General features: G+C 70.6%; 14 protein-coding genes and 1 pseudogene. 8 read left to right on the plus strand and 7 right to left on the minus strand.

Annotated features, from left to right (window positions below; all coding sequences use genetic code 11):
* Nucleotides 1-32: 32 nt before the first annotated feature.
* The 3 genes and pseudogenes from ACYVAK_RS01100 to ACYVAK_RS01110 form a co-directional block, all read right to left on the minus strand.
* The gene (locus ACYVAK_RS01100; RefSeq protein ID WP_461058596.1) at nucleotides 33-899 is read right to left on the minus strand and encodes a sulfurtransferase; all 867 of its coding nucleotides are present in this window, start codon (nucleotides 897-899) and stop codon (nucleotides 33-35) included.
* Nucleotides 900-939: 40 nt separating this feature from the next.
* Nucleotides 940-1,738, minus strand: a pseudogene (locus ACYVAK_RS01105) (NUDIX hydrolase).
* A gap of 66 nt (nucleotides 1,739-1,804) precedes the next feature.
* Nucleotides 1,805-2,530 (minus strand): FKBP-type peptidyl-prolyl cis-trans isomerase N-terminal domain-containing protein, encoded by a 726-nt coding sequence (locus ACYVAK_RS01110; RefSeq protein WP_461057124.1) that lies wholly within the window; start codon nucleotides 2,528-2,530, stop codon nucleotides 1,805-1,807.
* Between the two features lie 137 nt (nucleotides 2,531-2,667).
* Here ACYVAK_RS01110 and ACYVAK_RS01115 point away from each other — a divergent pair, with 137 nt between their 5' ends.
* From ACYVAK_RS01115 to nth, 6 genes are read left to right on the plus strand one after another with little or no spacing between them, the layout of a single operon-like run.
* Nucleotides 2,668-3,450: an enoyl-CoA hydratase/isomerase family protein gene (locus ACYVAK_RS01115; RefSeq protein WP_461057126.1), complete on the plus strand. Its 783-nt coding sequence runs from the start codon at nucleotides 2,668-2,670 to the stop codon at nucleotides 3,448-3,450.
* A gap of 34 nt (nucleotides 3,451-3,484) precedes the next feature.
* Entirely contained in the window at nucleotides 3,485-5,020 is a 1,536-nt protein-coding gene (gene rsxC / locus ACYVAK_RS01120) for an electron transport complex subunit RsxC (RefSeq protein WP_461057128.1), read from the plus strand.
* Nucleotides 5,017-5,994, plus strand: coding sequence for an RnfABCDGE type electron transport complex subunit D (locus ACYVAK_RS01125; RefSeq protein WP_461057130.1), 978 nt, complete (start codon nucleotides 5,017-5,019; stop codon nucleotides 5,992-5,994). Before rsxC ends, ACYVAK_RS01125 begins: the two co-directional genes overlap by 4 nt.
* The gene (gene rsxG, locus ACYVAK_RS01130) at nucleotides 5,991-6,665 is read left to right on the plus strand and encodes an electron transport complex subunit RsxG (protein WP_461057132.1); all 675 of its coding nucleotides are present in this window, start codon (nucleotides 5,991-5,993) and stop codon (nucleotides 6,663-6,665) included. Before ACYVAK_RS01125 ends, rsxG begins: the two co-directional genes overlap by 4 nt.
* Nucleotides 6,662-7,327 carry an electron transport complex subunit RsxE gene (gene rsxE, locus ACYVAK_RS01135; protein WP_461057134.1) on the plus strand — a complete coding sequence of 222 codons (666 nt, stop codon included), beginning with the start codon at nucleotides 6,662-6,664 and terminating at the stop codon, nucleotides 7,325-7,327. The genes rsxG and rsxE overlap by 4 nt, the downstream gene beginning before the upstream one ends.
* Nucleotides 7,328-7,336: 9 nt before the next feature.
* Nucleotides 7,337-7,978 (plus strand): endonuclease III, encoded by a 642-nt coding sequence (nth, locus tag ACYVAK_RS01140; RefSeq protein ID WP_461058598.1) that lies wholly within the window; start codon nucleotides 7,337-7,339, stop codon nucleotides 7,976-7,978.
* A gap of 11 nt (nucleotides 7,979-7,989) precedes the next feature.
* Here nth and ACYVAK_RS01145 read toward each other — a convergent pair whose 3' ends face one another.
* The 4 genes from ACYVAK_RS01145 to ACYVAK_RS01160 all read right to left on the minus strand — a co-directional run bounded on the left by ACYVAK_RS01145 (nucleotide 7,990) and on the right by ACYVAK_RS01160 (nucleotide 12,610).
* Nucleotides 7,990-9,690, minus strand: coding sequence for a putative bifunctional diguanylate cyclase/phosphodiesterase (locus tag ACYVAK_RS01145; RefSeq protein ID WP_461057136.1), 1,701 nt, complete (start codon nucleotides 9,688-9,690; stop codon nucleotides 7,990-7,992).
* A 76-nt stretch (nucleotides 9,691-9,766) separates the two neighbouring features.
* Nucleotides 9,767-10,459: a response regulator transcription factor gene (locus ACYVAK_RS01150; protein WP_461057138.1), complete on the minus strand. Its 693-nt coding sequence runs from the start codon at nucleotides 10,457-10,459 to the stop codon at nucleotides 9,767-9,769.
* Complete coding sequence (locus ACYVAK_RS01155) at nucleotides 10,456-12,018, minus strand: sensor histidine kinase (RefSeq protein ID WP_461057140.1); 1,563 nt, start codon at nucleotides 12,016-12,018, stop codon at nucleotides 10,456-10,458. Before ACYVAK_RS01155 ends, ACYVAK_RS01150 begins: the two co-directional genes overlap by 4 nt.
* A 37-nt stretch (nucleotides 12,019-12,055) precedes the next feature.
* Complete coding sequence (locus ACYVAK_RS01160; protein ID WP_461057142.1) at nucleotides 12,056-12,610, minus strand: hypothetical protein; 555 nt, start codon at nucleotides 12,608-12,610, stop codon at nucleotides 12,056-12,058.
* A gap of 250 nt (nucleotides 12,611-12,860) precedes the next feature.
* Between ACYVAK_RS01160 and ACYVAK_RS01165 the strand changes: the two genes are divergently transcribed.
* Both ACYVAK_RS01165 and pstS read left to right on the plus strand, forming a co-directional pair.
* Nucleotides 12,861-14,081, plus strand: a complete 1,221-nt coding sequence (locus ACYVAK_RS01165; protein ID WP_461057144.1) for an OprO/OprP family phosphate-selective porin — start codon at nucleotides 12,861-12,863, stop codon at nucleotides 14,079-14,081.
* A 107-nt stretch (nucleotides 14,082-14,188) separates the two neighbouring features.
* A complete protein-coding gene (pstS, locus tag ACYVAK_RS01170; RefSeq protein ID WP_461057146.1) occupies nucleotides 14,189-15,208 on the plus strand; it encodes a phosphate ABC transporter substrate-binding protein PstS in 1,020 nt (339 codons plus the stop codon).
* The last annotated feature ends 42 nt before the right edge of the window (nucleotides 15,209-15,250 follow it).

Raw genomic sequence — 15,250 nt, forward strand, 5'->3', positions numbered from 1 at the left:
GGTGACGCACCCGTTGCGCGGGGATGACCGTTTCAGTCGCCGGTGGCCACCGGCCGCGAAGGCTCGCTCACCCAGCCCGACCACGATGGAGCGAACAGCACCGGCATCGGCCAACCGGCATGCACGAGCGCCAGCGCGTTGTGGCAGGCGGTAACGCCCGATCCACACGTCAACAGCGGCGTGGCGCCTTCGGGCAACAGCGCGCGCCACTCGTCCCGCAGCTGCGGCGCCGGCTTGAAGCGGCCAGCCTCGAGGTTTTCGCCGAAAGGGCGGTTGAGGGCGCCGGGAATGTGCCCGGCTTTCGGATCGAGGGGTTCGACGTCGCCGCGGAAGCGTTCCCTGGCCCGGGCGTCGACGAGGACGACGGAGGCACCGCGCGTTGCCACGGCATTGGCGTCCAAGGTCGGTGCGCTGCCCGGATGCCAGCCCCCGGCGGGTGCGTCGCGCGCCGTGTCGTCGGCTCCAACGGGCGTCGCGTCTTCCGTCATGACGGGAGCATGCGCGGCCGTCCACGCGGCGAAGCCGCCATCGAGCACGCGCACGTCGGCATGGCCCATCCAGCGCAGCAGCCACCACGCACGCGCCGCCGCCATGGCACCACTGCCGCCGTCGTAGATGACCACCGGCGTCGCCGGCGTGATGCGCCAGCGGGCCAGGGTGGTCGCGAACCGCTTCGCATCGGGCAAGGGATGGCGGCCGTGCGAAGCGGGCTTAGCGTGGTCGGACAGGTCGTCGTCCAAATGCGCGTACACCGCACCGGGGATCCGCGATGCCGCGAAGGCGCGACGCCCGGCTTCGGGATCGGCGAGATCGAAGCGCGCATCGAGCACGCGCAGAGCCGGCGTACCGAGGCGAGCACGCAGGCTCTCGACGTCGATCAGCGGCGACGGTTCGTTCATGGTGGCCATCGCGGCGCTCCGTGGGCAGGAGCCGGAGTATTCAACCCGCCGATGCGGCCTGCAAACGCTCTCGCAGGTTCACCAGCATGGCGGCGGTGGCGCCCCAGATGCGGTGTTCGCGCCACTGGAACTCCACCAGCAGTCGCGCCCGGCCGCGCCACTCCATGGCCACGTCACGCGCGCTGCTCGGATCGAGCAGGAAATCCAGCGGCACCTCGAAGGCCTCGGCCACTTCGTCGGCGTTCGGATGCAGGGGATGCTCGTGGTCGATGCGCGCCACCAGCGGATACACGTGGAAGCCGGTGATCGTCGCGTACGGATCCAGCCAGCCGACGGGCTCGATGCTGGTGGCGGGCAGCCCCACTTCTTCCTCGGTTTCGCGGATTGCCGCCGCCAGCGGCCCCGCGTCGGCGAGATCGACGCGCCCCCCGGGAAAACTGATCTGGCCGGCATGGTGCCGCAGCGCGTCCTGGCGGCGCGTCAACAGTACCGTGGTACCGCTGCCGTGCTCGCGCAGGCCCACCAGCACCGCGGCCGGGCGCAGCGGCTCGGGCGGCAGCAGATCGACGAGCTGCTCGAGGTTCCAAGGCGAGGCCGCCGGCGCCGGATGGAGCGGAAGGAGCGCGCGTTCGAACGGATGGCGGGTCGGCATGGAGGCGTCAGCCGGCGAGTCGCGACTCGCGTTCCGGCAGCACTTCATCCATCAGGCGCTGGCGTTCGGCGTCGGCCATCAGCGACCAGCGGGCGATCTCGTCGCCGGTGCGGAAACAGCCTTCGCAGAAACCCGAGGCGTCCAGGCTGCAAATGCCGATGCAAGGGGTGAGGGTTGGCGTGGACATTCAAGGTTCCGGAAACAAACAGGGCGCCGCCGGAGCGACGCCCTGCCGATGCCGCGAGCGTCGGGATTACTTGACGCTGACGAGCTTCAGGTCGAACACGAGGGCCTGGCCCGGGCCGACCGGCGAACGCGGGTCATTGCCGAAGGCCTTGTCCGCCGGGAGGAAGATTTCCCAGCGCGAGCCGACCGGCATCAGCGGCAGGACTTCCCGGATGCCGACGAGCGGGAACTGGTCGATCTTGAAGGTGGCCGGCTGCGCGTTCGGCGACGCGTAGGTGTTGGCCAGCTCCTGGCCGGTGTGCAGCGAATAGCGGAAGTGCATCTGCACTTCGCTGGTCGCCGTCGGGCGGGCGCCCGTGCCGGTGTCGATGATGCGGTACTGGATGCCCGAGGGCAGCGTGGTCACGCCCTGCTTGGCCCGGTTGGCGGCCAGGAAGGCGTCCGACTTCGCCTTGTTTTCGCGCGCCGCGGTCTCGAACTGGGTGCGGGCTTCGGTCTGCAGCTTCTGCTGCAGCCACGCCACGGCGCGGCCCATCTGCTCTTCGGTGTAGGCGGCGTTGCGCTTGTTGTAGGCGTCCTGCAGGCCGCGGATGACCTGGTTCATGTCGACGTCCGCCTTGGCGTTGACGATCGAAAGGCCGGCGTCATAGCCGAGCGCGTAGCTCAGGGTGTTCTTGTCGGGCTGGGGCAGCGGCGCCTGCTGGGCCGCCGCGGCCTGCGGAGCGGGGGCTTGGGCGGTCGCGACGGTGGCGACGGCGGCAGCAAGGGCAACAGCGAGGACGCGCACGATCATTCAAGTCTCCAGCTTCAAAAAGAATCGAGGCCGTGGGACGGCCTCGAGGGCGACGTAGAATAGCGACCGGGGGCCTGAATCGCCACTGACATTCCGGGCCCGCAGACCCACTTATCCACAGCCGGCGCGGAGTGCGCATGACCTTTAACACCCTTCTAACCGAAGACCGCGGCGCGGTGCGTGTCATCACGGTCAACCGCCCCGACAAACTCAATGCCCTGAACCATGCCACCCTGACCGACCTGCACGCCGCCTTCGCCGCGGCGGCGGCCGATGACGGCGTGCGTGCGGTGGTGCTCACCGGCGCCGGCCCCAAGGCCTTCGTGGCCGGCGCCGACATCGCCGAGATGAACGGCCTGAGCCCGGTGCAGTCGCGCGATTTCTCGCGCCACGGCCAGGCGCTGATGACCCGCATCGAGCGCCTCGGCAAGCCGGTGATCGGCATGCTCAATGGCTTCGCGCTCGGCGGTGGCCTGGAGCTGGCCATGGCCTGCCACCTGCGCATCGCCGCCGACACCGCGAAGATCGGCCAGCCCGAGATCAACCTCGGCCTCATCCCCGGCTTCGGCGGTACGCAGCGCCTGCTGCGCCTCGCTGGCCGCGCAGCCACGCTCGAACTCTGCCTGCTCGGCGCGCCAATCGGCGCGGAGCGCGCGGTGCAGCTCGGCATCGTCAACCGCGTGGTGCCGGCGGCGGAACTCGACGCCGCCACCTTCGCCATCGCGGAGCAGCTCGCGAACGCGGCCCCGCAGGCCCTGCGCGGCATCCTCGACGCCGTGCTGATCGGCGGCGAATCGCCGATCGACGTCGGCCTCGACTACGAAACGCAGGGCTTCGCCATCGCGTTCTCGACCGAGGACATGAAGGAAGGCACGGGCGCCTTCCTCGCCAAGCGCAAGCCCAGCTTCACCGGCCGCTGAGCGCACGGCGGCCTGCACGCATGGGCGGGCATCGATGAGCCTGCATCGTTTCTTCGGTGGCCTCGCCTTGCCGGCGATGAAGCCCGCGCCGGGGCCGGTGAGGCGCCTGCCCCTTCCCACCCGGTTGCGCGTGCCGCTGCTGCAGCACGCCGAAGCGGAGGCCGAAGCCTGCGTGGGTGCCGGCGACCGCGTGCAGCGCTTCCAGCGCATCGGCCGCCGCCCGGCGAACGGCCTCGGCGCGGACGTGCATGCGCCGGCCGCGGGCCTCGTCGTCGCGCTCGAACGCGGGCCCGTGGCCCTGCCGGGCACGCCGGAGGCGATGCACGTGGTGATCGACGTCGACGCGGACGCCGCCGAAGCATGGGCCTCGGGCGAAGACGATGCGGCGTCGTCCGTCCGGATGCCGCGGCTCGATCCGTCGACCACCGCCCTCGACGCGCTGCGCCAGCGCTTGGCCGACGCCGGCCTTGTCGGCCTCGGCGGCGCGGGGTTTCCCACGGCGGACAAGCTGGCAACGGGGCATCGGCTGCTCATCCTCAACGGCGCCGAATGCGAACCCGTGGTGGCCTGCGACGAAGCACTGCTGCGCGAGCGCGCCGACACGGTGCTTGCGGGCGGTAGCCTGATCGCCCGCCTTTGCGGGGCAGCGCGCGTCGTGCTGGCGATGGAACAGCGCATGGCCTCGGCCGTGCCGGCGGTGCGCACGGCCATCACGGCGATGGCCGAACGCGGCGCGGCATCGTCGACGGTCGAACTCGTCCTTTTGCCCGATCGCTATCCGGCCGGCGGCGAACGCCAGCTCATCCAGGCCCTCACGGGCGAATCGATCCCGGACGGCGGCCTGCCGCGGGACCTCGGCGTGCTGGTGCAGAACGTTGCGACCGCAGCCGCTGCATGGCGGGCCGCGGCGCTCGGCGAACCGCTGGTCTCCCGGTTCGTCACTGTCGGCGGTGACGGCGCAGCCGGCGCCGCCACCTTCGAGGTCGCCCTCGGCACCCCGGCCTCGCACCTGGGCGCCGCCGTGGGCGGCTGGCGCGACGACGCCGAGGTCCTGCGCGCTGGCGGTCCAATGATGGGCGTGGCCTTGCCGCACGACGAGGTGGCGGTGATCAAGACGACCATCGCCCTTACCGCATGGCGTGGTGTTCCCTCCGGCCAGGGTCCCGCCCGCCCCTGCATCCGCTGCGGCGATTGCGGAAACGCCTGCCCCGCGAGGCTGCAGCCGCAGTTGCTCCACGCCCGCCTGCAGGCCTCCGACGGCGGCGACCTGCCCGGCGCGCTCGCCCTGGGCCTTGGAGCCTGCATTGAATGCGGGGCTTGCGATGCGGTATGCCCGAGCGCCATCCCGCTGACCGGCGGCTTTGTCGCAGCCCGGCAAGCGGCACGCCTCGGCCAGCACCAGCGCCTGCAGGCCGAGGCCGCCAAGCTGCGCTTCGAGCGACGCGTGGAACGCCTCCAGCGTGAAGCCGACGAGGCCGCCCTGCACCAAGCACAGCGGGTGAAGCGCGTCTCCAGCGCCGCGGCGGCCGCTCTGGCGAAAGCCCGCGCCAAGCGCGGTGGCCCGCCATGAGTCCGCGCGCGTTCCGCGACCCCGGCACGCCCTCGCTGCGCCTTGCCCGCAGCGTGCCCATGACGATGGGCATCGTACTGCTGGCGCTGCTCCCCGGCATTGCCGCAATGACGGTGTTCTTCGGCCCGGGCGTGTTGGGGCAGATCGCGCTGGCGGTGCTCTTCGCCATGGCCTTGGAAGCGGCGATGCTGGCCGTGCGCGGCGCCGCGCTGAAGCCGGCCCTCACGGACCTGACGGCACCGCTGACGGCGGCCCTGTTCGCGCTGTGCCTGCCGCCGACCGCGCCCTGGTGGATGAATCTCGTTGGCGTCACGGCGGCGATCGTGGTGGCGAAGCATCTGTATGGCGGCATCGGCCACAACCCCTTCAACCCGGCGATGGTCGGGGTGGCGGTGGTCGTGATGGCCTTCCCGCTCGAGTATTCGCGCTGGATCGCCCCCGGGCAGTGGGACACGCTGGCGCAGGCGACACCACTGGACCTCCTGCGCCAGCAGGCCATGCAGGGCTATGCGCTGTCCGAGATCCGCGAAAGCCCGGTCTTCGGCACCGTGGGAGGCCGCGGCTGGGAGTGGGTGGTCGGATGCTGGTCGCTGGGCGGGCTGTTCCTGCTCTGGAAAAGGGTGATTCCTTGGCAGACGCCCGTCGCCGTGCTCGGCACCGCGGTGCTGGTGACGCTCCCGTTCTGGCTGTGGGACGCCGACACGCACCCGAGCCCGCTGAGCCACCTTTTCTCCGGCGCGCTGGTGTTCGCCGCGTTCTTCATCGCCACCGACCCGGTGTCGGGTTGCACGACGCCCCGCGGCCGCCTGCTCTTCGGCGCCGGCGTGGCACTGCTGACGCTGGCGATCCGCCGCTGGGGCGGCTTCCCCGACGGCGTGGCCTTCGCGGTCCTGCTGATGAATGCCGCCGCGCCGCTGATCGATCGGCTCGCGAGGCCGCGCTGGCTCGGCGAACGGCCGGGAGGCGCGCCATGAATCCGTGGCTCGGCGATCTTGGCCGCGGCGCGCTGATCCTTGCCGTCGTTGGTGCACTCGGCCTTGGCGGACTGCTGGCCCTGCGGGCGCTCACCGCCGTGCGGATTGCCGAACAGCAGCGCGCCGCCGAGTTGCGCGCACTCGCCGCCCTGCTGCCCGCGGATTTCGACAACGACCCGCAGGCCGAACGCATCCACGTGGTGGCCCCTGCATGGCTCGGTAGCGACGACGCGCTCGCCGTCCGTCGCGCGCGCCGCGACGGCGTGCTCCAGGCCCTGTTGCTCGAAGCCGTCGCGCCCGACGGCTACAACGGCGACATCCGCCTGCTCATCGGGGTGGATACGCAGGGCCGGGTGATTGGCGTGCGTGTCGTCGACCACCGCGAGACGCCGGGCCTCGGCGATCCCATCGATATCGATCGCGGACCGTGGATCACCCGCTTCGAAGGCCGTTCGCTACGCGACCCCGCCGTGGACGCTTGGCGGGTCCACCGCGACGGGGGAGCCTTCGACCAGCTCGCCGGCGCGACGATCACACCGCGCGCCGTGGTCGCGGCGGTGAAACGCGCACTCCAGTTCGTCGAGTCCCATGGCGACGCGCTGGAAGGGGCACCTACAGGCGAGACGCTCGCCTTCCGCGATACACCGCCCCGGCAGGATCCGGCGCGATGAGCACCAGCCCGCGCACCATCCTCGAGTACGGCCTGTCGAGCGGCAACGTCGCGTTGGTCCAGCTCCTGGGCCTTTGCCCTTTGCTCGCCGTGAGCAACTCGATGGTCTCGGCGCTGGGCCTCGGGCTGGCGACGATGCTCGCACTCACGGCCACCAACGCCGCCATCGCCGCCCTGCGGGGCGTCACCGGTCGGGACGTGCGCATCCCGGTGTTCGTCACCGTGATCGCCTGCGTGGTCACCGCGATCGAGCTGGCGATACGCGCCTGGCTGCCCGCGCTGCACGGCGTGCTGGGCCTTTTCATCCCGCTGATCGTCACCAACTGCGCTCTGCTCGGCCGCGCGGAAGCCTTCGCCTCGCGCCACGATCCGCGGCGTGCCGCGCTGGACGGCTTCGCGGTCGGCGCCGGCTTCCTCGTCGTCCTGTTGGTGCTGGGCGGCCTGCGCGAGGCCCTCGGCCGCGGCACCCTGTTCGCGGGAGCCGGCGCGCTGCTGGGCTTGCCCCAGCTCGAGTGGACGCTGCTGCCCGGCTACCGGGGCTTCCTGCTCGCCACGCTGCCGGTGGGCGCCTTCTTCCTGCTCGCCCTGCTGGTCGCCGGTCGGCAGCGCTGGCTGGCGACGCGCGCGGCGACCGGCCAAGCCCTGCCCGCGAAGGAGACCTGAATGCCCGCGATGAAACCCGCCGACCGCGTCGATTTCTTCCGTCGCCTCCGCGAGCTCAACCCGCAGCCGACGACCGAACTCGAATACACCACGCCCTTCGAACTGCTGGCCGCGGTGCTGCTCTCGGCCCAAGCCACCGACGTCGGCGTCAACAAGGCGACGCGCAGGCTGTTCCCCGTCGCCAATACCCCCGCGGGCATCCTCGCGCTGGGCGAAGCCGGCCTGAAGGGCTACATCAACACCATCGGCCTCTACAACGCGAAGGCGGCGAACCTCATCGCCACCTGCCGCATCCTCGTCGAACAGCACGGCGGCGAGGTGCCGCGCGACCGCGAATCGCTGGAAGCCCTGCCGGGCGTCGGGCGGAAGACCGCGAACGTCGTGCTCAACACCGCGTTCGGCGAGCCGACGATCGCGGTTGACACGCACATCTTCCGCGTCGCAAACCGGACGGGGCTCGCACCCGGCGGCACCGTCGATGCCGTCGAGAAGAAGCTGGTGAAGGTCGTGCCTGCCGAATTCAAGCAGGATGCCCACCACTGGCTGATCCTGCACGGCCGCTACGTCTGCAAGGCGCGCAAACCCCTTTGCGGCGCCTGCCCGGTGCGCGACCTCTGCCGCTTCAAGGACAAGAACGACGCAACGGCTTGAGCCGCGACACGTCAGGCGAAACCGCGTTCCATCATCCAGCCGGCCACCGCGTTGGCCGCCATCGGCGCGCCGTAGTGGTAGCCCTGGCAGATATCGCAGTCGAGCTGGGCCAGCTTGATCACCTGCGACTGGGCCTCGACGCCTTCCGCGACCACCTTCAATCCGAAGCCATGCGCAAGTGCGATGACGGCGCGGACGATGGCGGCATCGCCGGCGTCGCGGACGATCTGTCGCACAAACATCTGATCGATCTTCAACACGTCGATCGGGAGGCGCTTGAGCTGCGACAGATTCGAGTAGCCGGTGCCGAAATCATCGAGTGCCAAGGCCACGCCGAGGTCGCGCAGCGTCGACATCAGCACGATGGCCCGTTCGGGATCGTGCAAGGCCGCGCTTTCGGTGATCTCGAGCTCGAGCGATCCGCGAGGCAGGTCGGCCTCCCGCAACACGGCGCGCACGCCGTCCACCAGCCCGGGGTCCTCGAACTGCCGGGGTGACAGGTTCACCGCCACGCGCCCTACGTCGAGGCCCTCCTCGCGCCAGCCCTTGAGCTGGCGCACGGCCTCGCGCAAGGCCCAACTCCCGATGGGGAGGATCAGTCCGGATTCCTCGGCGAGCGGAATGAACTCCGATGGCGCGACCTGGCCGAGCTCGGCGTGGTACCAGCGCAACAGGGCCTCGAAGCCGACCAAGCGCTCGCTCGCCAGCCCGATCTGCGGCTGGAAGGCGAGGCTGAGCTCGCCGCGCTCCATGGCGAGGCGCAGGTCCTGCAGCAGGCGCACGCTGCGGCCGCGGGCGGCACTGTTTTCGGCCGAGTAGAAGGCGACGGTGCCCCCCGGCGCGGTCGCGGGTTCGGCCGTCTCCGCGTTGTCGAGGAGGCGCTCCGGGGTGTCGCCGTCGCGTGGATGCACGGCGACGCCCACCGACGCGTCGAAGAAAAGGCGGCGACCGCCGATCGCCATGGGCTGCGCCAGCGGTGCGAGGACGTCGCGCAACAGGGCTTCGATGCGGGTCTCGTCTTCCAAGCCGGACATCGCGAGCGCGAAGCGATGCTCGCCCGCGCGCGCCAGGACGGCGTGGTCACCGAGGCGGGCACGGACGCTCTCGATCAGCCGGTTGGCACCTTCGCGCATCACCTCGTCGGCCGGCCCCTGGCCGAGCGACTGCCGGAGCACCGGCAGTTGCCCCAAGGCGATGCTGGCGAGGATGGCGCTGGGCCGACCATCGTTCGCCCACGCGAGGCGGCCGAGGAAATGACTGCGGTTGGGCAGGCCGGTGACGGAATCGAACTCGCGCAGCTTCTGGGCCTCGGCCTCGAGCTGGCGGCGCGCTTCCTTGCGCTTCGCCGACCGCCGCAGCTGGGCCTGCACCAGCGACAGGAGCTCGGTGGGGCGGAAGGGCTTGGTGAGGTAATCGTCGGCGCCGAGGTTCATGCCCGCGCGGATGGCCTCGCGTTCGTCGAGCCCGGTCAGGAAAACGAACGGCAGGTCGGCAGTGCGCGGGTCCGCGCGGAGCGCGGCGAGGAGCTCCTGCCCGTTGCCCCCCGGCATCAGCACGTCGGAGAGCACGAGGTCGGGCAGGTGCTCCAGGGCCAGTTCGAACGCGGTCGCGCCGTTGTCGGCTTCCAGCACGCGGTAGCCCGCCGAGCGCAGCGTGGCGTTGAGGACCGCGCGGATGCTGCCGTCGTCCTCGGCGATCAGCACCCTCGTCATCCTGCCCTGCCCCTCCATCGATGCCTCCTGGCGCCCGCGGCGGTCGAATCGACGCCCGAGTGTAGACCGCGGAGGCTCAGGGGGCGACGCCGCCGGGCGGGTCCAGCCGGTAGCCGAGGCCGCGCACCGTGGTGATCCAGGACGGCTGGCCCGGTTCATCGAGCTTGCCACGCAGACGGCGGATGTAGACGTCGACCACGTTGGTGAGGGGATCGGAGTCGACACCCCAGACGTTGGAAAGGATGCGCTCACGACTGAACATGCGGCCCGGCGCGCTCATGAGCAGTTCGAGGAGGGCCAACTCCTTCGCCGTGAGGGGCAGCACGGCGCCGCCGCGCCGCACCTCCATGCGGTCGCGGTCGAAGACGAGTCCCCCCACCGCGAGCTCGGCGTCGCGCTGGACCATCTGCGCCGGACGCCGCAGCAGCGCCTCGATACGGGCCAGGAGCTCGTCGAATGCGAAGGGCTTCGTCAGGTAGTCGTCCGCGCCACAGCGCAGCCCGGCCACGCGCTCCTGCACGCTGCCCATGGCCGTAAGCATCAGCACGGGGAGCGGGAGGCATTCGGCGCGGACCTGCTGGCACAGGGCCATGCCGGACTGGCCCGGCAGCATCACGTCGAACAGCGCCACGTCGTAGGCCCCGTGACGCAGCAGCGGGAGCGCCTCCTCGGCGCTCCTCGCGATCGTCGGAGCATAACCTTCCGCGCGAAGCCCGCGCTGCAGGAAATCGGCGACGCGGACGTCGTCCTCGACGATCAGGACCTTCATGCGTCCTCCGCGACCGGCAAGGCGATGCCGGCCCGCAATCCACGCGGGACCCGCCGGCGGAGGTCGATGCTGCCGCGCTGCGCCTCGATGATCCGCCGTGCGATGGCCAATCCCAACCCGAGGCCCCTGGGGTCCAGCGTCCGACCCGCGCGACCGCGATAGTGGGCGTCGAAAACGTGCTCCAACTCGTCGTCGTCCACGCCAGGCCCTTCGTCATCGACCTGCACGACCCAATGGTCGCCCTCCGGGGTGACGGTGACCTGCACCCGGGTACCCGCCGGGGAATAGCGGATGGCGTTGTCAAGAACGACCACCAGCGCCTGCTGCATCCGCTCACGGTCGACCTCGACGCCAGCATCCTCTGGAACGCCGTCGGCGTCGAACGCGAGGGTGACATGGCGATGGGCCGCGACCGCCTGCATCTGCGCCACCGCAGGGCAGACGACGTCGCGGAGCGCATGGCGACCGGGCGCCATCGCGTAGGCCAACGACTCGCCGCGCGCCGCGTCGAGCAGGTCCTGGACGCGGCCCCCAAGCTCACTGGCCGCCTCGACGATGCGCCGCAGGGCCGCGCGCTGTTCGTCGGCATCGCCCGGGTTGCGCAGCGCAAGGTCGGCCTCGCCGCGGATGACGGTCACCGGCGTGCGCAGCTCATGGCTGAGCTCGGCGAGGAACTGGCGGCGCCGCGACTCGATCCCGAGCAGCGACTCGTAGGCCTGGGTGAGGGCGCGAGTACGGTCGGTCACCACCCCGTCGAGCTGGTGCTGCAGGGCGGCGCTGCGCTCGTGGGCGTCGGACAGCCGTTCCGCCATCGAATCCATCAGGCTGCCGATGCGCGCGAACTCGTCGCGCCCCTCGAGAGCGGCGCGCGCACCGAAATCGCCAGCGGCCAGCGCCTCCGCCGTCCGCGCCAGCTTCGCGAACGGCCCATCCAGGCGGCGCACGAAGTACGCCACCGCCAAGGCGGCCATTAACAGCACACTGACGGCGAGGAGCGCGTTGACGGCACGGATGCGGGCCAGCACCTCGGCCAGCCGCTCCGCTTCCCCGCGACTGGCCGCCTCGTGGCGGTCGACCGCCTGGCGCAGCAGCTCGCGCATGTCGCGGCCGGCCAGCTCGTCGAAGGCCAGCATCACAGTCCGCCAACGCTCGGCGGGCGGCAGGTCGACGCCGGGCCGTTCGGCGTCCCGGATCGCACGCTCCAGCGTCGCGATGTTGAGGCCGACCGTCTCGAGCTCGGCCACGTCGAGGCGCCTCGCGTCGGCCGGCAGCCGCGCGGCAAGGGCGCGCAGGGCGTCGACCCGTCCCGACATCGCCGCCACGAGCCGGTCGCGGACGGCGAAGTCCGCTTCGCCGGCCAGCATCTTCTGCGCGAACCAGACCTTCAGCCGCTGCTTGTCCCCGGCCAGCGCGAGGTACTCGGCGAGCATGCGTGTCGCCACCACGCTGCGCTCAGCGTGGTGGGCGGCCGACGAGGCCGCCCATCCGGCGAACACGAATTGCACGAGGGCCAGCAGGGCCACCAGGGCGAAGGCGATGGCGAGACGCGTGCGGATCACGGGCTCGGCCCCGCCACGCGCCGACCCGGCACGCGCCTCAGGGCGCGGCGCGATACGGCAGCGAGCTGTGGTGCAGCACGATGCGCAGCTTCCCGTCGTCGGTCTTCTTGAAGGTCCACGTCTTATCCACGGTGGTGACGTTGCCGTCCTTGCCGGTGATCATGACGTTGCCCATCGTCGTCGCGACGTCGCCATTGATGTGGATCGCGGCGTTCTCGGCCGCGCAGGCGGTCCAGCCCTTCAGGGCGAAGCCGGTGTCCCTCGGGAAGGCCGGATCGCCGCCCACGAAGTAGGCCAGCGCGCCGGCGCGGGTCGTGCGGAACGTCTGCGGCGCCTCCGTGAGCGTCGGCTTGAACAACACCGGGCCGAGGTTGTAGCCGTAGGCGGCGTCCAGCACCTGCCCCGCGAGGGCTTTGGCGGCCGCCGGCCCGCGGGTCTCGCCTTCCTTGCTGATGGCGACCAGGGCGTTGCACCAGGCGGCCTGGGCGGCGACCACCTCGGCCTCGGTCACGTTGGCGTTGTAGGTCGGGGTGGCGGCCGACGCGGTCATCGAGGCGAGCGCGGCGGCCAGGGCGAGCAGGGAGTGGCGCATGGTGGTCCTCAGGGGTTGGGGCGACCATTGGACCGCGGGGCCGATGACACGGTCGTCCGCCCGCCATGAATGGGTGCCGTCGGCTCCATGAAAAAACGATGACAGCCCGCCAAGGGCGAGGCGATCCAGCGCCCATACCCCGCCTTGCGACGGCAGCATGACCGCAGGATGTCGATTCCGTGGCAACTGCAATCTGGTTGTAACTTTGGGTCCATAGGCTCTGCACACCCTCCTAACGGTGTCCGTCGCCATGCGCCTCGCCCGCTCCCTGCTCGCCGCCTCCCTCGCCGCCGCCCTCGCCACCCCGGCCCTGGCCGAGGTGCCGATCGACGTGATCGGCGACACCGAGATCTACTTCGACGCCCTGATCCACTTCGACAGCTACCACTACGACCAGGACATCAGCCGCGCCGACGGCTTGGCCCTCACGACGGCCCAGATCAATGCCAACACCCTGACCAACAACGGCCAGGTCCGCCGCGGCGAGATGATCTTCCGCGGCCGCATGGCCAATGGCGGCGAATGGCAGGTCGGCTACGACCTTGTCGGCCAGCGCGGCACCGGCCGCAACGGCCGCTGGCTGGACGTGAACTACCGCGGCCGCGTCAATGCCGACTGGACGTACCGCGTCGGCCAGTTCAAGCAGCCGAACTCGCTGGAGGAGCTGACGTCGACCCGCAACAACGAGTTCATCTCCAAGGCGATGATCACCAACGCCTTCGGCGTGGCCCGCCGCGTCGGCGCCGAAGTGCAGTACGCCACCCCGAGCGTCACCGCCACCGGCACCTGGTTCACCCGCGAGATCAACGTCAACCAGCGCGTCGGCAACGGCTACGGCGCCCGCCTCACCTGGGCGCCGATCCTCGCCCTCGAGTCGGGCGAAGTGCTGCACCTCGGCGCCTCGTTGGTCGACCATGACACCGTGCTCGACCGCTACAGCCTCGGCATCCGTCCGCAGGCGGATATCGCGCTCAACAACAATGCCTCGCCCGGCAGCCTGAACACCATTTCGGTGTCGCTGGCCGACGCCGACCGCGTCCGGATCGGTGGCCTTGAAGCCATGTACTTCAACGGCCCGTTCAAGGTCATGGGCGAGTACATGAAGCAAACCGTCAGCCGCAGCAATGGCCGCCCGGACTACGAGAGCGACGGCTGGTACGTCTCCGGCCTGTACACGCTGAGCGACGACAGGTTCGGCTACCGCGGGGGCATCTACACCACCGCGCTGCCGAGCGACCCGGTCAAGGGCCTGTGGCAGCTGGCGGCCCGCTACGACCGGCTCGACGCCAACGATGGCGCCGTGCTCGGCGGGCAGCAGGAGTCGTGGACGGTGGGCGTCAACTGGTACATCCGTTCGAACTTCCGCCTCTCGATGAACTACGTGATGCTGGAAAGCAGCCGGGTGCAGTCGGGCGTGCTGATCAACAACAACCCGGACATCGTCGAACTGCGCGGACAGATCACGATCTGAGCCCCCCGCGGGCCGCCCGGCGCCCGGGCGGCCTGTCATTGGACTGTCATGGCGCTGACACATACTTCCCGCCGGCCGCCCGAAGGCGCCGGCCTTTGGAGATTCCCGTGAACCTCAAGACGTTTTCCCGGATCGCCGCCGCCGGCCTGGTCGCCGCCTCGGCGCTGGCCGCACAGGCCCAGAACATCACCGGCGCCGGCGCCTCCTTCGTGTTTCCCGTCATGTCGAAGTGGTCGAGCGAGTACGCGGCTGCCGGCGAGGGCCGGGTCAACTACCAGTCGATCGGCTCGGGCGGCGGCATCGCCCAGGCCAAGGCCGGAACGGTCGACTTCGGCTCCACCGACGCTCCCCTGGCGCCCGCCGACCTCGCCCAGAACAACCTCGCGCAGTTCCCGTCGGTGATCGGCGGCGTGGTGCCGGTCGTCAATCTCCGGGGCATCGCTCCGGGCCAGCTCCGCCTGACCGGCCCGGTGATCGCCGAGATCTACCTCGGGAAGATCACGACCTGGAACGATCCCAAGATCAGCGCCCTGAACCCCGGCGTGGCCCTGCCGGCCAGCAACATCCGCGTGGTCTATCGCTCGGACGGCTCGGGGACGACCTACAACTTCGTGCACTACCTGTCGCAGATCAGCCCCGAGTGGAAGCAGCGCGTCGGCTTCGGAACGGCCGTCCGCTGGCCGACCGGCTTCGGTGGTCGCGGCAACGAGGGCGTCTCGGCCTACGTGAAGCAGCTGCAGGGCTCGATCGGCTACGTCGAACTCAGCTACGCCACGACGAACAACCTGACCTACGCGGCGCTGCAGAACGCCGCCGGCACCTGGGTGCAGCCGAGCATCGCCAGCTTCCGCGCCGCCGCCGCCAGCGCCGACTGGGCTTCGGCCGAGGACTTCAACCTGGTCATCACCAACGCGCCGGGCGAGAACAGCTGGCCCATCGCGGCCACCAACTTCATCCTCGTCCCGACGAATCCGCGCAATCCCGCCAACGCCGCCGCCACCCTGAAGTATTTCGAGTGGGCCTACGCCAATGGCGATGCCTCGGCCGAGGCCTTGGGCTATGTCCCGCTTCCCGATCCGCTGGTCGAGCGCGTCAAGGCTTACTGGACCGCCAAGCTGAAGCGCTGACCACAACCAAACCCGATCCGAACCGCCAGGCGCCGGCCTCAC

This window comes from Silanimonas algicola (genome assembly GCF_054777375.1).

Bases quoted from the DNA above. Each gene is read 5' to 3' on its own strand.
- ACYVAK_RS01100 (WP_461058596.1), bottom strand. From the start codon at position 899: ATGAACGAACCGTCGCCGCTGATCGACGTCGAGAGCCTGCGTGCTCGC.
- ACYVAK_RS01110 (WP_461057124.1), bottom strand. From the start codon at position 2,530: ATGATCGTGCGCGTCCTCGCTGTTGCCCTTGCTGCCGCCGTCGCCACC.
- ACYVAK_RS01115 (WP_461057126.1), top strand. From the start codon at position 2,668: ATGACCTTTAACACCCTTCTAACCGAAGACCGCGGCGCGGTGCGTGTC.
- rsxC (WP_461057128.1), top strand. From the start codon at position 3,485: ATGAGCCTGCATCGTTTCTTCGGTGGCCTCGCCTTGCCGGCGATGAAG.
- ACYVAK_RS01125 (WP_461057130.1), top strand. From the start codon at position 5,017: ATGAGTCCGCGCGCGTTCCGCGACCCCGGCACGCCCTCGCTGCGCCTT.
- rsxG (WP_461057132.1), top strand. From the start codon at position 5,991: ATGAATCCGTGGCTCGGCGATCTTGGCCGCGGCGCGCTGATCCTTGCC.
- rsxE (WP_461057134.1), top strand. From the start codon at position 6,662: ATGAGCACCAGCCCGCGCACCATCCTCGAGTACGGCCTGTCGAGCGGC.
- nth (WP_461058598.1), top strand. From the start codon at position 7,337: ATGAAACCCGCCGACCGCGTCGATTTCTTCCGTCGCCTCCGCGAGCTC.
- ACYVAK_RS01145 (WP_461057136.1), bottom strand. From the start codon at position 9,690: ATGACGAGGGTGCTGATCGCCGAGGACGACGGCAGCATCCGCGCGGTC.
- ACYVAK_RS01150 (WP_461057138.1), bottom strand. From the start codon at position 10,459: ATGAAGGTCCTGATCGTCGAGGACGACGTCCGCGTCGCCGATTTCCTG.
- ACYVAK_RS01160 (WP_461057142.1), bottom strand. From the start codon at position 12,610: ATGCGCCACTCCCTGCTCGCCCTGGCCGCCGCGCTCGCCTCGATGACC.
- ACYVAK_RS01165 (WP_461057144.1), top strand. From the start codon at position 12,861: ATGCGCCTCGCCCGCTCCCTGCTCGCCGCCTCCCTCGCCGCCGCCCTC.